The organism is Caballeronia zhejiangensis (genome assembly GCF_000698575.1).
GTDB classification, from domain to species: Bacteria; Pseudomonadota; Gammaproteobacteria; order Burkholderiales; family Burkholderiaceae; genus Caballeronia; species Caballeronia zhejiangensis.
In genome coordinates this window covers 335,902-355,453 of sequence record NZ_JFHD01000001.1, presented here as the reverse complement: position 1 = coordinate 355,453, position 19,552 = coordinate 335,902, and the positions used below count along the sequence as shown (strand labels likewise).

The window sequence follows — 19,552 nt, the reverse complement described above, 5'->3', positions numbered from 1 at the left end:
CGAGGTCATCGACGAACATGACGAACGACGACGATCCCTTCGCCGGATTCGAATCCGATCAGACGATGATCAAGCCCAACCCCGGCGCGCGGCGGCGCCGCGCGGGCGGCGGAAGCACGCAGGGACCGTTCTCGGCGAGCGGCGCGGCGGCCTCCGGGCAGCGCGCGTTCGACGCCGCCTTCGCGACGGGCGGCGCGGTGAATCCGCTGGTCGCCGCGTGCGCGCCGCTGTTGCAGCTCGCCGCGCGCATCCGCACGATGAGCGCGTGCGCCGATCCCGCCGCGCTGCGCGACGCGCTCGCCGCGGGCGTGCGCCGCTTCGAGGACGAGGCGCGCACCAATGGCATCCCGGCGGAACAGGTGACGGCGGCGCGCTACATCGTCTGCACGATGCTCGACGAAGCCGCGTCGGGCACGCCGTGGGGCGCGGGCGTCTGGGCGCGGCAAAGCCTGCTCGTGACGTTTCACAACGAGGCGTGGGGCGGCGAGAAGGTCTTTCAACTGCTCGCGCGGCTCGCGCAGAAGCCCGCGCAACATCTGCATCTGCTGGAACTGGCGAGCATGGTGCTCGCGCTCGGCTTCGAGGGACGTTACCGCGTGGCGGCGCAAGGCCGGCAGACGCTCGACGCGATCCGCGCGCGGCTGTATCAACTGATCCGCAAGGAGCGCGGCGAACCGGAGCGCGCGCTGTCGCCGCACTGGCAAGGCGTGCCGACGGCGCGGCGGCGCACGACCGACGTGCTGCCGGTTTGGGTCGTCGGCGCCTTCGCGCTGCTCGTGCTCGCGCTGGCGTGGCTCGCGATGAGCTTCCAGCTCGGACGCCTCTCCGATCCCGCGTTCGGCACGCTCGCCTCGATCCGCGCGGGTGCGCAGCGTCCTCTCGTCGTGACGCAGGCGGCGAAACCCCGTCTCGCGGAATTCCTCGCGCAGGAAATCCGCGATGGCCTCGTCGCCGTCGATGACCGCGTCGACCGTTCAGTCGTCACGCTGCACGGCGACAACGTCTTCAAACCCGGCAGCGCCGAAGTGTCGGGGCAGACGCGGCCGCTCATCGAACGGATCGCGGCGGCGCTGAAGGCGGTGCCCGGCAACGTGCTCGTGACGGGCCACACCGACGACCGGCCGATCCGCTCGGCGCGCTTTCCTTCGAACTGGGAGCTGTCGCAGGAACGCGCGGCGAACGTGCGCGACCTGCTCGCGGCGACAATCGCGCCTTCGCGTCTCAAAGCGGAAGGCAAGGGCGACGCCGATCCCGTCGCGCCGAACGATTCGCCCGCCGGCCGCGCGCGCAACCGGCGCGTCGAAGTGACGCTGTTCGCGAAGCCCGGGTCCTGACATGAAAAAAATCCTCTCGATCCTGTTTCATCCGGTGCTGCTGCTGATCGTCGGGCTGCTGCTCGTTGCGGCTGCGATCTGGATCGCCGGGCCGCTCCTGTCGTTCGCGCGCAGCTATCCGCTCGAATCGGCGATGTCGCGTTACATCGCGATCGGCTGCGTCGTGCTGCTCTTCGTGCTGCGGCGGCTCTGGGCCGCGTGGCGCGCGCGGCGCACGCAGGCGGCGCTGTCGGCGGGACTCGCCGCGCAGAGCGAAAGTCCGCGCCGCGAGGCTGCCGCACCGAGCGCCGGCGAAGCGGAAGTCGCGACGCTCGGCAAGCGTTTCGACGAAGCGCTCGCCGTGCTGCGCGAGGCGCGCGTTACCGCGTCCGGCAGAAAACCCGGCTGGCGCGACTGGGTCACGCTCTCCGGCCGGCAATATCTGTATCAATTGCCGTGGTACATGTTCATCGGCGCGCCGGGCGCGGGCAAAACCACGGCGCTGGTGCATTCGGGGCTGCGCTTTCCGCTCGCCGAGCGCTTCGGCACCGACAAGATTCGCGGCGTCGGCGGCACGCGCAATTGCGACTGGTGGTTCACCGACGACGCCGTGCTCATCGACACGGCCGGGCGCTACACGACCCACGAAAGCGACCGCGACGCCGACCAGACCGCATGGCAAGGCTTCCTCGCGCTCCTGAAAAAGACGCGCCCGCGCCAGCCGATCAACGGCGTGCTGCTGACGCTCGCCGTCCCCGATCTGCTCGCCGCGACGCCCGCGAGCACCGACGAAACCGCATCGACCTTGCGCGCGCGCATGCGCGAACTGATGCAGGCGTTCGGCACGCGCTTTCCGGTCTACGTGCTCGTCACCAAGACGGATCTGCTCGCGGGCTTCACGGAGTTTTTCGCGGATATGTCGAAGGAAGAGCGCGCGCAGGTGTTCGGCTTCACGTTTGCCTACGAGCCGAAACGCACGCTCACGCAGGCCGCATTCGGCGAACGGATCGATGCCGAGCTGGACGCGCTCGAAGCCCGGCTCGTCGCGCGTCTGCCGGAGCGCCTGAACGCGGAAAGCGGACTCGCGCAACGCGCCGCGATCATGAGTTTTCCGCAGCAGTTCGCCGCGTTGAAGCCGCTCGTCGCCGATGCGCTGCGCGCGACCTTCGTCCAGTCGAAACACGACGATGCACCGCTTTTGCGCGGCGTCTATTTCACGAGCGGCACGCAGGAAGGCACGCCGATCGATCGCGTGCTCGGCTCGCTCGCGCGCGCGTTCGGCATCGAGCGGGGCGTGCAGCCGCCGCGTCCGTCGAGCGGGCGCAGCTTCTTTCTGGAGCGGCTTCTGACGCAGGTCGTGTTCGCCGAACAGGGACTCGCCGGATCGAATCTGCAATGGGCGCGCAAGCGGCATCTGTGGCGGCTCGGCGCGTATGCGGTCATCGCGGCCGTAACGGCTGGCGTGCTCGGACTCTGGGGCACGAGCTATGTGCGCAATCGCAGCTATGTCGCGAACGTCGATCACACCGCGCGCGCGGCGAAGGAAGCCGTGGCGGGGACATCGGCGGCGGGCACGAATCTCGTCGCGCTGCTGCCGTTGCTGTCGGCGGTGCGCGGCCTCGCATCGACGCCTCAGGTCGATGCCGCGCATCCGCCGATCGCGATGCAATGGGGCCTCTGGCAAGGCGCGAAACTCGACGCCGCCGCGACGCTCGCGTACGAGCGCCTTCTGACCGATCTGTTCCTGCCGAAGCTCGCGGCGCGCATCGAGGAACAGGCGCGCGGCGCGACGCCCGCGAATCCCGGCTACGCGTACGAAGCGCTCAAGGCGTATCTGATGCTGAATCAGCCCGATCATCAGGATGCCGATGCGCTCAAGGCGTGGATTCTCACCGACTGGGACCGCTCGCTGCCGCGCGAGGTCGGCAACGAGGAGCGCGCGGCGCTCGCCGGGCATCTCGATGCGTTGCTGGCGCGCGGCCTCGTGCATCCGAATCTGCCGTTCGACGAGCGTCTCGTCGCGCATCTGCGCGCCATGCTGGCCGCCAACACGCTCGCGCAGCGCGTGTACGGGCGCGTGAAGCAGCAAGGCGTCGGCGCGGATTATCCGGAGTTCACGATCGCGCACGCGGGCGGGCCGAACGCGTCGCTCGTGTTCACGCGTTCGAGCGGCGCGCCGCTCACGCGCGGCGTGGCGGGGCTTTATTCGTTCGACGGCTATCACAAGGCGTTCCTGAAAGCCGTCGATGAAACCGCCGCCCAGCTCGCCGCCGAAGAGCCGTGGGTGCTCGGCATCCGCGATCAGGGCGGCCTGCCGCGCGGCGATCCGGCGGCGATGCAGCGCATCACCGAGGACGTGCGGCTGCTCTATCTTCAGGATTACGCGCGGATCTGGACCGAGTTCCTGAACGATGTCCGCATCGTGCGCGCCGACACGCTGTCGCAATCGACGCAGATCGCGCGCATTCTCTCCGCGCCCGATTCGCCGCTCGCCGCGCTCGCGAAGGCGGCGTCGCGCGAAACGACGCTCGGCGCGAAGCCCGAAAGCGAAACGACCGTCGTCGATCGCGCGGGCGACAAGCTCGGCGCGGCGCGCGAAAAGCTGCTGAAGGTGATTCGCGGGGCCGATCCGACGCAGATCGCGCCGGTCGCGCCGGGCGCTCAACTGGAAAGCATCGTCGATGACCGGTTCACCGGCCTGCGCGCGCTCGTGACGAGCCCGGGCGCGGGGCAGCCCGCGCCGATCGCGCAGACGCTCGCCGTCATCAACGATGTCTACACGTATCTCAGCGCCACCGACGAAGCCCTGCAGCAGAAGACCGCGCCGCCGCCATCGGACGCGCCGGCGAAGCTGCGCACGCAGGCCGCGCGCATGCCCGAGCCGATCCGCACCGCGCTGCTCGATCTCGGCAGCCAGGGCGCGGCGCAGTCGCAGGAGGCGCGGCGCGTGAATCTGTCGGCGGACTTGAAGGAGTCGATCTCGGCGTTCTGCGTTCGCGCGGTCGGCGGGCGTTATCCGTTCAGCCCGAATTCCGCGCGCGACGTGCTGCCTGAAGACTTCGGCACGCTGTTCGCGCCGGGCGGCAAGTTCGACGATTTCTTCCAGAAGAACCTCGCGCCCGACGTCGATGTTTCCGCGAAGCCGTGGGCGTTCAAGAAGTCGGATTCGTCGGCGTCGCAGATCAGTCCGGCCGGTCTGGCGCAGTTCGAGCGCGCCGCGACGATCCGCGGCGTGTTCTTCCGCGGCGGCGGCAAGTCGCCCGCGCTCGCGCTGCAGTTCAAGCCGCTCGACATGGACCCGTCGATCCTCTCCTTCACGCTCGACGTCGACGGGCAAGTGCTCACCTACGCGCACGGCCCGCAGATCGCGACCGCGATTCAGTGGCCCGGCACGCGCGGCTCGGGACGCGTGAGCCTGCAACTCACGCCGCCGCCGACGAGCGGCGCGAGCAATCTGGTGTTCGAGGGGCCGTGGGCGCTGTTTCGCATGTTCGACCGGCTCGACGTGCAGCCGACCGATCAGCCGGAGCGCTTCATCGTCACGTTCGATGTCGAAGGGCGCAAGACGCGCTTCGAAGTGACGGCGAACAGCGTGGAGAATCCGTTCCGGCTCGCCGATCTGCGCAAGTTCTCCTGTCCGGAGCGGCTATGAACGACGCGCTCGGCGGCACGCTCGCGGACGACGGCGCGGCGATCGCAGGCTGGTACGGCAAGCTGCCGTCGCTCGGCGATTTCGCGGCGCGGCGGCTGTCGGACGCGTTCGTCGCGCCGTGGGACGCATGGCTCGCCGAGCGCGTCGGCGAAACGCAGCTCGCGCTCGGCGACGCGTGGCTCTCGATCTATCTGACGTGCCCGGTGTGGCGCTTTTTCGCGATGCCCGGCGCCATCGCGCCGGCGCTCGGCGCATGCTGGACGGGCGTGGTGATGGCGTCGGTGGACCGCGTCGGGCGGCATTTTCCGTTGACGATCGCGGCGTCGCTGCAGGCGGCGCCATCGACGGGCGGCGAAGTCGCCGCGCTCTGGCAATGGCTTTCGGCGATCGAACATGTCGCGCTCGCCGCGCTCGATTTCGATCACAGCATCGAGCGGCTCGACGAACAGCTCGCCGCGCTGCCGGTGCCGCAGCCGGCGAACGCCGGCACGCGCGCCGCCATGCTCGACGAACCGTGGATCGCGCAATCGGCCGCGACGCTGCCCGATTCACTCGCGCGCACGCTCGCGCCGCTCTGGCAAACCGAGATCCAAGGGATGAGCCTGTGGACCGCCGCGCAGACGGCGCCCGCTTCCGACGAGCCCGACGATCGCGACGATCGCGACGATCGCGCGCCGCGCCCGATCACGATCTGGCCGGCGTACGGCCTGCCCGACACGGCGCTTTTCATCACCCTGCTGCGGGACTGCGGATCATGAATGCGACGGGCAGGCTACCGGAAGAAGGCGGCGGCACGACCGGCAACGCCGGCAAGACCGAAACCAATCCGGGCGACGCGGGCGACGACAAGACGGTGATCGTCAGCGGCGCGCGCGTGCGTCGATCCGACGTGGCGGGCGCGGGCGCGCCTTCATCGACGTCCGACGCGCCGCCCGCGCACAGCATCCTGCCGCCCGGCACGCGGCTCGGCGAGTTCGAGATCGTGCGGCTCATCGGCGAGGGCGGCTTCGGCATCGTCTATCTGGCCTTCGATACTTCGCTCGACCGCTACGTCGCGGTGAAGGAATACATGCCGGCGGCGCTCGCCTCGCGCGTCGGCGTGACGCAGGTTCAGGTCAAGTCCGGCCGCTACCAGCCGATGTTCCGCGCCGGTCTCAAGAGCTTCATCAACGACGAGGCGCGGCTGCTCGCGCGCTTCGATCATCAGTCGCTCGTGAAGGTGTACCGCTTCTGGGAGGCCAACGGCACCGCCTACATGGCGATGCCCTACTACAAGGGCGTGACGCTCAAGGAAACGCTCCGGGCGATGAAAAAGCCGCCCGACGAAGCCTGGCTGCGCGCGCTGCTCACGCCGCTCATCGACGCGCTCGCCGTGCTGCACGCGTCCGACTGTTTTCATCGCGATATCGCGCCGGACAACATCATCCTGCTGGAGGAAAGCCATCGGCCGGTGCTGCTCGATTTCGGCGCGGCGCGGCGCGTGATCGGCGACATGACGCAGGCGCTCACGGTGATTCTCAAGCCGGGCTACGCGCCGATCGAACAGTACGCCGAAGTGCCGTCGATGCGGCAAGGACCGTGGACCGATCACTACGCGCTCGCCGCGCTCGTGTATTTCGCGATCACCGGGCGAACGCCGCCGCCTTCGGTCGGGCGCGTGGTCAAGGACAGTTATCAGCCGCTCGCGAAACTGGCGGCGGGCCGTTACTCCGACCGATTCCTGAAGGCGATCGATCATGCGCTCGCGGTTGCGCCCGCGCATCGGCCGCAGACCGACCGGCAGTTCGCCGCCGAGCTCGGCATTTCGCTCGACGACGCGCCCGCGCCGCGCACGGCGAAAAGCGCGGCGCGCAGGCGTATCGGCTGGGCGGCCGGCGCCGCGTGTCTGCTCGGCGCGGCGGCGACGCTCGGATGGTTCGTGCCGCGCTTCACGTCGCATCATGCGCCTTCGGCCGAGCGCGTCGCTGCTTCGGCGGTCGTCCCGGCTTCGGCGCCTGCGCCGGAGGTCGCGCCCGAAGCGCCGCCGCCTCCGCCGCCCGCCGCGCTGCCGCCTTTCACGCCCGATGGCGAATTCGCGCGCATCGTTTCGCTCGCCGATCCGTCGTTCGATGTCAAGGTGGACGTGCCCGTCGCGCGCGCCGTCGTCGACCGCGACTTGTTGCGCTTCGCGATCACGAGCAATCGCGACGGCTATGTGTATGTTTTCGTCGTCGATCCGGCGAATCAATATCTGCAACTGTTTCCGAACGCGCTCGATAGCGACAATCGCATCGGCAGGAAGAAACGTCTCGTGCTGCCGCGTCCGAGCTGGCCGATGCAGGCGGGCGAGCCCGTCGGCGCGAATCATTTCGTCGCGATCGTTTCCGCCGCGCCGCGCGAGTTCCCGGCGCTCGGTCTCGCGCACGACGCCGTCTTCGCCAGTCTCTCGCCCGAGGCGCAGAACGCGGCGGCTGCGCAGCGGACGCTCAGCGCATCGCCGTTCGCGGGCGTGCCGGCGTGCGGCGGCAACGCGCCGTCGTGTCCCGTCGCGTATGGCGCGGCGACCTTCAAAATCGATGTCGTCCGTTCGTCTAAATAGGGAAATTCGAATCGAAAGCGAAGCGCTTCGGCCGCGAGACGAGGGCACCATGGCATCACGAACGAGCGGCGTCGCCGCGCAGCCGGGCATCGCGCCGGGCGCTTCATCCGGAACGGCGCATCCGCTCGCCGCCTTCGCCGCCCTTGCGTTGACCGCGGCCACGCTCGCCGGATGCGCGGGCGCGCCGCCCTCGCCCGCCGTGCGCGTCGATGAGGCCGCGCCGCCCTCCGCGCCAGGCGACGACGCGCGCATGGTCAGCGCGACAGGCGCGGAGCCGGGCATCGCGAATCCGTCGCCGGCGAGTCCGTCGGCGTCGGTCGGCATGAACGCCACGCCTTTCGCGACGAAGAACGCACTCTATACGCCCGTCGCCTTCGCGAGCGTGCCCGGCTGGGCGACCGACAACGTCGCCGAATCCTGGGACGCGTTCCGGCGCAGTTGCGGCGTGCTGAGCGGCAAGCCGGCGTGGGCGGCGCCCTGCGCGGCCTCTCGCGGCGTGGATGCGCGCAACGCCGCCGCGGTGCGCCGCTTCTTCGAGGACAACTTCACGGTCTATCAGATCCTCAATGTCGACAGAAGCGCGCGCGGCGTCCTGACCGGCTATTACGAGCCGATCCTGAAGGGCAGCCGCGAGCGCCGCGCGCCGTATGTCTATCCGGTCTACGGCGTGCCGACCGACATGCTGTTCCTCGACGCCCGCCGCCTGCCGCCCGGCGCGCGCGGCACGCCGGTTCCGGCACGCATCGAAGGACGCAACGTCGTTCCGCTGTCGACCGTATCGATGAGCGGCAAGACGTACACGCTGCGCGTCGGCGACAGCGTGCCGGACATCCGCGACAAGAAGCTGCGGCTGCGCCGCGAAGGCGCGGATATCGTGCCCTACTACGCACGCGCCGATATCGAGCGCGGCATGAGCCGCGCGCCCGTGCTCGCCTATGTGGAAGACCCCGCGATGCTCTACTCTATGCAATTACAGGGCGCGGGAAAGATCGTGCTGCCCGACGGCAAGAGCGTCATCCGTCTCGCCTATGCGGAACAGAACGGCTTCGCGTTCAATCCGCCCGTCGCGAGCGCGGGAAGCAAGGGTCGCAAGATTCTGGTGCGCGGCGTGGAGATCGATCTGGAAGAAGGCAGCGTGAGCACGCAGAACGCAAAAAACGATGTCGGCGGCGCGGCTTCCGACGATGTGCCTCAGTCCTCGCTCCTGCGCGGCGCTCAGGATGCGGACGCGGACGGCGCATCGCCCGCCGTGCATGGCGACGCCGACGGTCCGCCGCAATCGCCGCTTCTGCGCGGCTTCACGCTCGCGAAGAGCGCCGCCGTTCCCGCCGCGCGTCCGGCGCGGGTGAGCGCGCCGGACGCGCCATCCGACCGCGCCACGGACAAGACCGCGACGCCATCGCTCGCGAAGAGCGCGCCGATCGGCTATGCCTTCGCGGCATCGGACCCGAGCTACGTCTTTTTCCGCACGATCCCCGATTCGCCCGCCGGACCCATCGGCGCATTGGGCGTGCCGCTTTCCGCCGGGCGCTCGGCCGCGATCGATCCGCGCACGACGCCGCTCGGCGCGCCCGTCTTCGTCAACGCGAGCGAAGGCGGGCCGGCGGGCGCATCCATCACGCGCCTGCTCATGGCGCAGGACGCGGGCGGCGCGATTCGCGGGGCCGTGCGCGCCGATTATTTCTTCGGCACCGGACCGCAGGCCCAGCAGCAGGCGAGCCGCATGAAGCAGCCGACGCAAATGTGGGTGCTCCTGCCGAAGGGCTTGCGCATCTCCGCGAAGGAGACCGGCGTGCGCGTGCGCGGCGGGCCCGCGATGCCGAGCGCGGATTGCGTCGTCAGCGATCCCGACCTGTGCGTCGACGATACGCAATGACGGAACCTATCGGGGAAGCGCATGAGGTTTCTCGTCGCCGATGACCACGAACTGATCCGCCAGGCCGTCAAGGCGCTTTTGCGCGGCATCGATCCGGACGCGCAGTTCGACGAAGCCGACAACTGGGAGACGCTCGCCGCCGCCGCGCGTCCGGAAGCGAATCACGATCTCGCGATCGTCGATCTGCACATGTCGGGCATGGAAAGCGCGGCGTCGCTCTCGGCGCTGCTGAAGGCGAATCCGGCGCTGCCGCTCGTGGTGCTGTCGGCGGAAGAATCCGTCGACGAGATGCGCGCGGTGCTCGCCGCGGGCGCGCTCGGCTTCGTGCCCAAGCGCGAGCCCGCCAACGTGATGGTCAAGGCGATCGAGCTCGTGCTGTCCGGCGGCGCGTATGTGCCGATCGAGGCGCTGAGCCTGATCGATCCGTCGCCGTCGCGGCTCGCGCGCCAGAGCGCCGCCGAACGTCCGCGCCCGATGACGAACACGGCGGCGCCCGCGCTCGCGCCGCATCATCTGCATCTGATGGAAAACCTGTCGCCGCGTCAGCGCGAAATCATGCGGCTCGTGCATCGCGGCTGCACGAACAAGATGATCGCGCGCGAATTGCAGGTCGCCGAAGGCACGGTCAAGGTTCATCTCTCCGTGATTTTTCGTGCGCTCGGCGTGCACAACCGTTCTTCGGCGATCGCGCTCATCAACGGCTGGCTGCAAGGCGGGCGCACGCTCTGAGCGGCGCGCCGCGCTCAGGCCGCTTCGTCCTGTCCGCGCGGCTGAAGCAGCATGTCGAGCGTGCGGCGCAGGCGCGTCGGCGTAACGGGCTTGTGCAGGACCGGCAAACCGGCGGCGACGAGCGCCGCGAGGCCGGGCGACGCCATGTCGCCCGTAATCACCACGCTCGCCGGCTCGCCGTGGCCGCGCCGCCGCAACGCCTCGCGCACGGCCTGAAGCACTTCCGCGCCGGTCTCGTGGCGGTCGATCTGGTAATCGCACAGCAGCACGTCCGGCACGAAGCCCTCGGAAATGGCGCGCACCGCCGCCAGCTCGTCGCGACAGCCGCGCACGCTGCATCCCCAGCGCGTGAGCAAGGCGCTGAGCGCATCGAGATTCGCGGGATCGTCGTCGACGCACAGCACATGGCGTCCTTCGATGCATCCGATGACCGGCAGCGGCGCGCACAGACTCGACGTAACGAGATTCGCATCGCCGAAGCGCACGGGCACGCGGATCGTCGTGCCGCGTCCCGGCTCCGAGCGCAGCGTCGGCTCGCCGCCGAGCAGCCGCGTCAGACGGCGCACCGTCGCGAGACCGAGGCCGTGTCCTTCGCGCGCGCCGTGATGCGCGAGCGGCGCCTGATAGAAGTCCTCGAAGACGAGCGCGTGTTCGTCGGGCGCGATGCCGATGCCCGAATCGCGCACTTCGATATGACCTTGCTCCGGATCGCCGCCGTGACGCACGCCGATCCATATCGAGCCGCGCTCGGTGTAGCGCACGGCGTTCGACACGAGATTGCCGATCACGCGTTCGAGCAGCACCGGATCGGTGAAGGCGACGCTCGACGTCGGCGCGATGCGCAACGCCAGCCCCTTCGCGGCGGCGGCGGGCCGGAACTGCCGCTCGATGCGCGCGAGCAGCTCCGACATCAGGAAATGCTGCGGAATCACCTGCGTGACGCCGCTTTCGATGCGTGCGAGGTCGAGCACCTGATTGAAGAGCTGATTCAGCGCGTCGACGTTGGCGATGATGTGCTGCGCGGAGTCATCGCGCTCCTGCGCGCTCGCGCGGCCGTCGGTGAGTGCCTGCGCGAGCAGGCCGATCGCGTGAAGCGGCTGGCGCAGATCGTGACTGGCGGCCGCGAAAAAACGCGTCTTCGCAAGGCTCGCTTCCTCGATCACGCTTTTCTGCAGCGCGATGGTTTGCGCGAGCCGCTCCTGCTCGACGCGCGCCTTCACGATGCCGCGAAAAAGACGCCGATACTGCGAGCCGAAAAGATGGATCGCGACGACGAACACGGCAAGCACGACGCCCAATCCGAAACGGCCATCGGCGGGCTGCATCAGGCTCGCAATCGTGACGGGCAGAAGCAGCGTCAGCACCGCGCCCGACAGGTTGCGCACGCTCAATCCGTTCGAACCGTAGGCAAGCGCGGCCAGCGTGACGAGCAGAACGGCCTGCGCGGCGACCGATCCGGCGGATTCGTTCTGGAACGCGAAACAGATCGCGATGCCCGGCGCCGCGTGAAGCAGCACGTTTCGCAGCGCATGCAGGCCGATCCATCGACGCGCGCCGAAACGAAGCGGATCGTGACGCCGCCAGGCCCAAAGACCGATCGCGAGACCATTCGCGCCCGCGTGGAAGAGCACGCAGCCGAAGACGAGCCATCCGGCGTGCGGGCGTGACAGCAATGCCGGATAGAAGAGCGCGATCGCGCAGCAATGCGCGATGAAGGATGCGGGGTCCGCCGCGTAGAGCGCACTGGCGACGTCCTCGTCGGTCTCGCCGTGCTCACGATCGCCTTGCATCTGTCATCCCCTTGCTGCGTTGATCCGCCCGGTTTACCCGAAAGTTCTAGTCGACGGATATGACTAACTTCATATTGGTCGTTTAATAGGAGAAAACCATACTCATCACGTTGCCACCGTTTTGAGGGGATTGACAACGTGGAGACCTTGACAATGAATCCCGTCCAGGAGACGGGTGCGCCCTCGATGCTCACCGACCTTTGGCGCCGGCGCACGCATCTGTCGCAGGACGAAATGGTTTCGATCTACAACCTCGTGAAAGGCGCGTTGCGCGGCTATCATCCGCCCGAGCTGCAATCGCTCAAGGAGGACAAGGAAGAACTCGTCGCGCAGTTCATCTACGCGAAAGTGCTGCGGCTCGAACCGGGCCACGGCGAATCGCACGCGAGCGAGCACAGCGCGCCGTCGAGCGGCTACGCCGTATGCACGTATTTCAGGCGCTTTCTGATCGATTGTCTGCGCAGCGCGAGCAATCAGCGCGATGTGTCGATGGAACTCGACGGCGTCGCCGCGCAGATAGACGAGCACGCGCACGCGCCCGACGATCCTGTCGCCTCGGTGCTGATGCAGTACGGCCTCGACGAAGCGCGCGTGCGGCGTCTCGCGCGCGCGTTCATCGACGGCCTGGACCGGTACGAGCAACTGGTTCTCGCGGGCACGCTCGGATGGTGCTCGGAGGACAAAGGCGGCCTGTTCGCGCTCGCGACGCGGCATCACATCCCTTCGTACCACTATCGGGCCGTGAGGCTCGGCGTGACGCTCAAGAAGTCGGCGCAAAGCGCGGATTTCGCCGCGACGAAGATCGGCAGATGGATCGGCGGCACGCTCGGCATCGCGATCAGCGCCGACAATCAGGCCGCGATTCTGCTCGTGCTCAATCTGCTCGCGGTCGAGTCGGCGGGCTGAGTGTCAGCGATTGCCGGTCAGCGCGAACTCCGTGGTCTTCACGGCTTGCGCGAGATAGTCGACGAACGAAGCGATGCGCGCGGAGATCGCCGTGTTGCGATAGTAGACGGCGCTGATCGGCTGCCGCACTTCCTGCGTATGACGCGCGAGAATCTGCACGAGCCGCCCTTCGCGCCGGTCGCGCAGCGTCATGAAGTCCGACAGGCACACGATGCCCGCACTCTCCAGCGCGAGATGCCGCAGCGTCTCGCCGCTCGACGAAGCGATGCTCGGCTTGATGCGATACGGCTCGTCATCGCGCCCCGCGAGCGGCCAGACGTTGAGCGATTCCGGCTGCGTGAAGCCGAGCAGCGCGTGATTGGCGAGCTCGTCGACGCGCTTCGGATGCCCGTGCGTTTCCAGATAATGCGGCGTCGCCAGCACGCGAATGCGGCTGCTGCCGATCGGACGGCTATGCAGCGTCGAATCCTTCAGCTTGCCGATGCGGATCGCGACATCGGTGCGGCGTTCCAGCAGATCGATCACGCCTTCGTTGCTGTTCAGCTCCAGCTCCACATGCGGATAGCGCTCGCGATAACCCGCGACGAGCGGCACGATGACATGCAGCATGAAGGGCGTCGCGGCATCGACGCGCAAGAGGCCCGACGGCCGGTCGCGGCGCGCGGCGACCTGCTCTTCGGCGCTCTCCACCGCGTCGATGATCTCGCGCGCATGCTGCAGGAAGCTCCTGCCCTCTTCCGTCAGTTCGAGGCGGCGCGTGGTCCTGCGCAGGAGCGTCGTCTGCAGTTTCTCTTCGAGGCGGCCGAGCGTGCGGCTCGCGCCCGAAACCGTCTGATCCAGTTGCTCCGCAGCCGCCGTGATGGAGCCTGTATCGACGACCGTCGCGAAGGTCTGAAGCTCGTCGAGCGTGACTTTCATAATTGAGTTTTTTTCAAGGATGGCTCCTTTATAAACCCGTCCTTTTGCAAAAGTAAAGCCGCCATTCGATCTCGGTTAGGCTCTTTCGGCCAAAGCGTCGTTCGCAGAAGACGTGCGGCTTGCCGATCGATCGCCGAGACACTAAGACATACTGAGCGAGTGCTTGCGGCGTCACGATGGAAAGGAAGGTGCATCATGAGCAAGAACATCATTTTCTGCGCGGATGGAACCTGGAACGGTCCCGACACCGATCACGACAACGACGGCACGCCGGATCCCACGAACGTATTCAAGGCGTTCATGCTGCTGTCCGGCGAACCGGACCCCGCGTCCACGCTGCTCGCCTCCGAACAGGAAATCGCCGAACCGGGGCCGGACGGACAGGTCGCGAAATATCTGCATGGCGTCGGCGATTCGCGCAACGTCATCGCGAAACTCGTGGGCGGCGCATTCGGCGATGGCATCATCGCGCGCATCGTGCGGGGCTATACGTTCATATCGCGTCACTACCGGCCGGGCGACCGCATCATCCTGATGGGCTTCAGCCGCGGCGCGTACACGGCGCGCGCGCTCGGCGGAATGATCGCGAGCGTCGGCGTGCTCGACACGAGCCGTTACGACGTGAACGACAAGGCGCTCGCGTATCGCATGGGCATACTCGCGTGGCGCAAGTATCGCGAGGCGAGACCGCCGGCGCGCAACGCGGGCGGACTGCGGGGGCTGCTCGAAAAGATCGTCAATTTCGATCCGAAGCTCGCGTTAGCGAGACTGCAGCCGGATGACACGCTGCCCGTCGATGAAATTCGCGCCATCGGCGTCTGGGATACGGTCGGCGCGCTCGGCATTCCGATTTATCTCGACAGCAAGGATTCGACGGTCGATCTGTTCCGCTTCGCCGATACCGCGCTCAGCCCGAAGGTCAAGTTCGGCATTCACGCGATCAGTCTCGACGAGCAGCGCGGCGATTTCACGCCGACGCTGTGGGATTCACGCGAGGGCATCACGCAGGTGCTGTTCGCGGGCGCTCACGCGGATGTCGGCGGCGGTTATCCGAATGCCGAATCGGGGCTTTCGGATATCGCCTGCGAATGGATGCTGAAGCGCCTCGCCGATCCGGCCATCGGCATGCGTCTGAAGACGCCGCCCTGGTCCCTGCAGCCGGATTTTCTCGGCAAGTCGCATTCGCCGTGGACGGAGCCGCCCTTCTCGCTGCGTCCATTCGGGCCGCGCGGCCCGTTCGCGTTTCCGCAGGACATTGGCGCGCATGTGTCGGTCGCGCAGCGTTTGGGCCTCGTGATGGTGGCGGGCAAGCCGGTGCCGGTTCCCAACACGTACTCGCCCGCCGTGCTCGGCACGCTCTTCCCGGCGCACACCAACTGGATCACGACCTGAAAACGTTGCGGGCCCGGGACTTTCGTTCCCGGGCCCGCTTCCTACGCCACTTCGCTAGTGCCACTTCGCGCTCTTATGGCGATTTCGGCCAATGACGTCCCACAGCTTGCGCGCCTCTTTCTGCACCGATTTCGCGTGTTCCTCGTGGTGAGGCTCCGCGTCCCCGGGAGCAGCCGTCGCGCCGCGTTTCGGGCGCTTGAACATATCGGCGAATCTCATCGCAACCTCCTTTCGCGGCAGGCACACCGCCAAAACAGTCTACTCCGGCTGGCGCGAAACGGCTTCTCAAGCCGCCGACGCGATGCCGCGCGGCTGCGTCAGCATCGCGGGCTGCAGGATTTCGTCGAGTTGCAACGGGCTCAACAGCCCTTTTTCGATGACGATCTGCGCCACGCTCTTGCCGGACACGAGCGCTTCCTTCGCGACTTCCGTCGAATGCGTGTAGCCGATATACGGATTGAGCGCCGTCACGATGCCGATCGAGCTTTCGAGGATCGCGCGCAAGCGGTCGCGATTCGCGCTGATGCCGTCGACGCATTTCGACGCGAGCGTGAGGCATCCCGCGCGCAAATGCGCGATGCTCTTGAAGAGACTGTGCGCGATGATCGGCTCGAACGCATTGAGCTGAAGCTGGCCCGCCTCGGCGGCGAAGCTCACGGTCACATCGTTGCCGATGACTTCGAACGCGATCTGATTGACAACTTCCGGAATCACCGGATTCACCTTGCCCGGCATGATGCTCGACCCGGCCTGCACCGGCGGCAGGTTGATTTCGCCGAGTCCCGCGCGCGGTCCGCTCGACAGCAGACGAAGATCGTTGCAGGTCTTCGAGAGCTTGACCGCGACGCGCTTCAGCACACCGGAAAGCTGCACGAATGCGCCGACATCCTGCGTCGCTTCGACGAGATTCGGCGATGTCGTCAGCGCGATGCCGGTCACGTCGCTCAAATGCCTGCACGCGAGCTGCGCGTAGCGCGGATGCGTGTTGATGCCCGTGCCGATCGCGGTGGCGCCGAGATTGATTTCGCAGATCAGTTTCGCCGCTTCCTTCAAGCGCGCTTCGTCCTCGCCGAGCATCACGGCGAAGGTGCTGAACTCCTGGCCGAGCGTCATCGGCACCGCGTCCTGAAGCTGCGTGCGGCCCATTTTCAGATCGTCGCGGAACTCGAGCGCCTTGCGTTCGAACGATGCGCGCAGCACGCCCATCGCTTCGATCAGTTGCATGATGCCCGCGTACGTGGCGATCTTCAGTGCGGTCGGATAGACGTCGTTGGTGCTCTGGCCGAGGTTCACGTCCTCGTTCGGGTGCAACACGCCGTATTCGCCGCGTCGATGCCCGAGATGTTCGAGCGCGAGATTGGCGATGACTTCGTTCGCGTTCATGTTCGTCGACGTGCCCGCGCCGCCCTGAATCACATCGACGACGAAATGCTCGTGCGCCGTGCCCGAGCGCACTTGCCTGCATGCGTGCACGATGGCCTGCATTTTCACTTCGCTCAGCACGCCGAGTTCGTGGTTGGCGAGCGCGGCCGCCTCCTTCACGCTCGCCAGTGCATCGACGAGATTCGGGTAAGCGGAAATGGCGATGCCGGTGATCGGAAAGTTCTGCAGCGCGCGCAGCGTGTGCACGCCGTAGTACGCGTTGGCGGGCACGGCGAGATCGCCGAGCAGATCGTGTTCGATACGTTCGATGGGCGCGAGCATGAATTTCCGTCCTGACTTGGGATGACGCACGAACGATCGGTCATAACCGGCGCGCGCGCTCGGGAATGGCAGGCGCATCGAAGTCGATGCGCCGCTTTCTTGTGTCAGGTTGGAATCTTAGGGAAGGCAGAAAAAACGTGAATGCTACTGTCGCATACGGCTATGCAACTTTTGCATGACGTCCAGACCCGCGTTGGTCAGTTGGTTGGACGCAGGTAGGTGAGCAACATGTCGAGATGCATCTCCGCGATCGCGTGCTGACGTTCGGGCTCGGCGTAATTGCGGCCGGTGAACATGTCGATGGTGAAGCGGTTCGACACGATGTAATAGCCCATGCCGACGAGCGTCACGTAAAAATCGAGCGGATCGACGCCCTGACGAAAGTGTCCGGCGGCGGCGCCACGTTCGAGCGTCGCGCGCAGCAGATCGACCACTGGCGAAATGGTCTCGCGCAAATGGCTCGAACGCTCCAGATAACGGCCTTCGTGCAGATTCTCGTTGTTGATGAGACTCAGCCACTGAGGGTTTTCCCGAAGATGCGTCCAGATCGAATGAGCCAGTTCGCGGACCGCTTCCGCTGGTTGCAGGCCGGACAGATTGAGGCCTTGCTCGCGTTGCGAAAACTGCATGTACATCGCTTCGAGCACGGCGACGTAGAGCCCTTCCTTGCTCGCGAAGTAGTAGTAGAGCATGCGCTCGTTCGTGCCCGCGGCCGTGGCGATGGCGTCGACTCTCGCGCCCGCGAGGCCGAACTTCGTGAATTGCTCCGTGGCGGCCTCCAGAATGCGCCGCCGCGTCCCCTCGGGGTCTCGTTTTGTTCGTTGTTCGCTCATATCTTTGCGGCTACGGATCGAATTACGATTGTCATTTTGATAGATGACATTATGCCGACCGTAATGGGCCAGAGCATAGATCCGAGTATAAGTAATCTTGCCGCCTTGACGACGAAAAAATGAAACGCTAGCGATATCGTCGAATCGATGAGAAACCATAGGAAACCGTCAGTCCAGCTTGACTCTCGCCGCGGCAGGCGGCCGCCTCCCTGCGCCGCAATGCAGAAAACGGTCCGGCGCAAGATGCTTGCGGTAAAGCGTCGCATGCATCGATTTTGCGACGAGGCGCAAGCAAAACTCACCGCTCTTTCGAACCTTAGAGCACCCGCTGCTCACGACCACACAGTCATACATGGAAACGCAGGAATGAACATGTCCTCGAATCGACGACTCGAACAAGCGCGACGCCTGTTGGCCCTCGCACAAACGGGACTGCACTATACGAACGGCGCATTCGACAAGGAACGCTACGAAGAAATAGCGACGATCGCGCATGAACAGCTTGCCGAGATCGCATCGATGAAAGCGGGCGAAGTGGCGGAGCTTTTCGCATTCGAGTCGGGTTATGCGAACCCGAAGCTCGACGTCAGATGCGCCGTGTTCAACGAGTCCGGGTACATCCTGCTCGTGCGCGAAGCAGCCGATGGATTGTGGTCGCTTCCCGGCGGCTGGGCGGATGTCGGCCTGTCGCCTGCGGAGAATGCCGCGAAGGAAGTGCGTGAGGAAAGCGGCTATACGGTCGACATCGTGCGGCTGCTGGCCGCGTGGGATACGGCGAAGCACCCGCATCCGCCGTCGGTCTTTCACATCTGGAAGCTCGTCTTTCTCGGCGAGATCGTGGGAACCGGCAATGTGATCGGCGTGGAAACCGATGCCGTCGAGTTCTTCAGTCTCGACGACCTTCCGCCGCTGTCGCTGGGCCGCATCATGCCCGCGCAGATCCGGCGTCTGGACGCGCTGCGACGCGGCGGCGAAGTCGACTTCGACTAAAGCGAATTCTGATGGGCTTCGACCAGATCGGCCATGCTGTTGAAGCGGAAGTCGATCTTCGGCTGAACGCCCGGGTCCATCGTCGCGCCGAAGCCGGGCTGCGAATGACGGCGATAAATCCAGCACGATGCAAGGCCAAAACCATTCGCAGGCTTGTGATCGTGGAAAAGGCTTTCGGCCGTATGCAGGATCTTTTCCTTGCGGATTCCGCGCTCGCCCAGCTTTTCCAGCATGTATTCGAAATTGCGCGGCGAAGGCTTATAAGATCCGATATCTTCCGCCGTAATGATTGCGTCGAACTCCACCTGTAGCCTTGCATTGCTATGGGCAAAGCTCTCATTGTCGACATTCGACAGAATCACGAGCTTGTAATGCTGCTTCAGATATCGAAGGGCATCGGCGGAATCGGGGAATGCGGGCCAGTCGCGAATCGAGCGGCCATAGACCATGCAATCTTCCTGAGTGAAAGAAACGCCCCACTCTTCCGCGAGCCGCTTGTACACGATAGCCAGTAACTCCTGATAGCGCTTGCCCGGCGTGTACTTCTGTTGCGACGACTCGTGACGCGCATGGGCCTCGAGCACCTGATCGCGAGTCAGCGCGGGCTGAACGCGATCCAGCAGCGGACGCAGCGCTTCGAAGATACCGGTTTCCCAGTCGATCAGCGTGCCGTAGCAGTCGAAGGTCAGCGTATCGAAGTCAGTCAGTTTCACAGTCGCTCCTGTCGGTCGATGAAGATGATTGGATCACGAAGTTTGGCGCTCCGTGATGTTACATAACCGTGCGATTTCGGGTATTGATCACATGAACTTGGTGTATCGTCGGTTCGCAGCAGTGATACGCCAGCTTATGATCCGATGAAACTTCAGGT

At 66.1% G+C, this 19,552-nt stretch carries 15 protein-coding genes; 9 read left to right on the top strand and 6 right to left on the bottom strand.

Annotated features, from left to right (window positions below):
* The first annotated feature begins 17 nt into the window (after window positions 1–17).
* From BG60_RS01595 to BG60_RS01570, 6 genes are read left to right on the top strand one after another with little or no spacing between them, the layout of a single operon-like run.
* Window positions 18–1,334, top strand: a complete 1,317-nt coding sequence (locus tag BG60_RS01595; RefSeq protein ID WP_008346439.1) for a DotU family type VI secretion system protein — start codon at window positions 18–20, stop codon at window positions 1,332–1,334.
* Between the two features lies 1 nt (window position 1,335).
* A complete protein-coding gene (gene tssM, locus BG60_RS01590) occupies window positions 1,336–4,965 on the top strand; it encodes a type VI secretion system membrane subunit TssM (protein WP_034470145.1) in 3,630 nt (1,209 codons plus the stop codon).
* Complete coding sequence (tagF, locus tag BG60_RS36225) at window positions 4,962–5,723, top strand: type VI secretion system-associated protein TagF (protein WP_008346435.1); 762 nt, start codon at window positions 4,962–4,964, stop codon at window positions 5,721–5,723. The genes tssM and tagF overlap by 4 nt, the downstream gene beginning before the upstream one ends.
* Entirely contained in the window at window positions 5,720–7,543 is a 1,824-nt protein-coding gene (locus BG60_RS01580; RefSeq protein ID WP_008346433.1) for a serine/threonine protein kinase, read from the top strand. The genes tagF and BG60_RS01580 overlap by 4 nt, the downstream gene beginning before the upstream one ends.
* Before the next feature lie 49 nt (window positions 7,544–7,592).
* Window positions 7,593–9,419, top strand: a complete 1,827-nt coding sequence (locus tag BG60_RS01575; RefSeq protein ID WP_008346431.1) for an MltA domain-containing protein — start codon at window positions 7,593–7,595, stop codon at window positions 9,417–9,419.
* Between the two features lie 21 nt (window positions 9,420–9,440).
* Window positions 9,441–10,148 carry a response regulator transcription factor gene (locus BG60_RS01570; protein WP_008346429.1) on the top strand — a complete coding sequence of 236 codons (708 nt, stop codon included), beginning with the start codon at window positions 9,441–9,443 and terminating at the stop codon, window positions 10,146–10,148.
* 14 nt (window positions 10,149–10,162) lie between these two features.
* Here the strand turns inward: BG60_RS01570 and BG60_RS01565 are convergent, their stop codons facing one another.
* The gene (locus BG60_RS01565) at window positions 10,163–11,938 is read right to left on the bottom strand and encodes an ATP-binding response regulator (protein ID WP_034470142.1); all 1,776 of its coding nucleotides are present in this window, start codon (window positions 11,936–11,938) and stop codon (window positions 10,163–10,165) included.
* A gap of 153 nt (window positions 11,939–12,091) precedes the next feature.
* Here BG60_RS01565 and BG60_RS01560 point away from each other — a divergent pair, with 153 nt between their 5' ends.
* On the top strand, window positions 12,092–12,844 hold the full coding sequence (locus tag BG60_RS01560) for a hypothetical protein (protein WP_008346426.1): 753 nt from the start codon (window positions 12,092–12,094) through the stop codon (window positions 12,842–12,844).
* Between the two features lie 3 nt (window positions 12,845–12,847).
* On the opposite strand, the gene BG60_RS01555 is transcribed toward BG60_RS01560, so the two are convergent.
* Window positions 12,848–13,762 carry a LysR family transcriptional regulator gene (locus tag BG60_RS01555; RefSeq protein WP_008346425.1) on the bottom strand — a complete coding sequence of 305 codons (915 nt, stop codon included), beginning with the start codon at window positions 13,760–13,762 and terminating at the stop codon, window positions 12,848–12,850.
* A gap of 195 nt (window positions 13,763–13,957) precedes the next feature.
* Between BG60_RS01555 and BG60_RS01550 the strand changes: the two genes are divergently transcribed.
* Entirely contained in the window at window positions 13,958–15,154 is a 1,197-nt protein-coding gene (locus BG60_RS01550; RefSeq protein WP_008346423.1) for a DUF2235 domain-containing protein, read from the top strand.
* A 54-nt stretch (window positions 15,155–15,208) separates the two neighbouring features.
* On the opposite strand, the gene BG60_RS38945 is transcribed toward BG60_RS01550, so the two are convergent.
* The 3 genes from BG60_RS38945 to BG60_RS01535 all read right to left on the bottom strand — a co-directional run bounded on the left by BG60_RS38945 (window position 15,209) and on the right by BG60_RS01535 (window position 17,691).
* Window positions 15,209–15,373: a hypothetical protein gene (locus BG60_RS38945; protein ID WP_008346421.1), complete on the bottom strand. Its 165-nt coding sequence runs from the start codon at window positions 15,371–15,373 to the stop codon at window positions 15,209–15,211.
* Window positions 15,374–15,439: 66 nt separating this feature from the next.
* Window positions 15,440–16,858 (bottom strand): aspartate ammonia-lyase, encoded by a 1,419-nt coding sequence (gene aspA, locus BG60_RS01540; RefSeq protein WP_034470240.1) that lies wholly within the window; start codon window positions 16,856–16,858, stop codon window positions 15,440–15,442.
* Between the two features lie 197 nt (window positions 16,859–17,055).
* Window positions 17,056–17,691 (bottom strand): TetR/AcrR family transcriptional regulator, encoded by a 636-nt coding sequence (locus BG60_RS01535; RefSeq protein ID WP_008346417.1) that lies wholly within the window; start codon window positions 17,689–17,691, stop codon window positions 17,056–17,058.
* 372 nt (window positions 17,692–18,063) lie between these two features.
* Between BG60_RS01535 and BG60_RS01525 the strand changes: the two genes are divergently transcribed.
* Window positions 18,064–18,681 (top strand): NUDIX hydrolase, encoded by a 618-nt coding sequence (locus tag BG60_RS01525; protein WP_193788591.1) that lies wholly within the window; start codon window positions 18,064–18,066, stop codon window positions 18,679–18,681.
* Here BG60_RS01525 and BG60_RS01520 read toward each other — a convergent pair.
* Entirely contained in the window at window positions 18,678–19,394 is a 717-nt protein-coding gene (locus BG60_RS01520) for a haloacid dehalogenase type II (RefSeq protein ID WP_008346414.1), read from the bottom strand. The two genes, BG60_RS01525 and BG60_RS01520, sit on opposite strands and share 4 nt — an antisense overlap.
* Window positions 19,395–19,552: the final 158 nt, after the last annotated feature.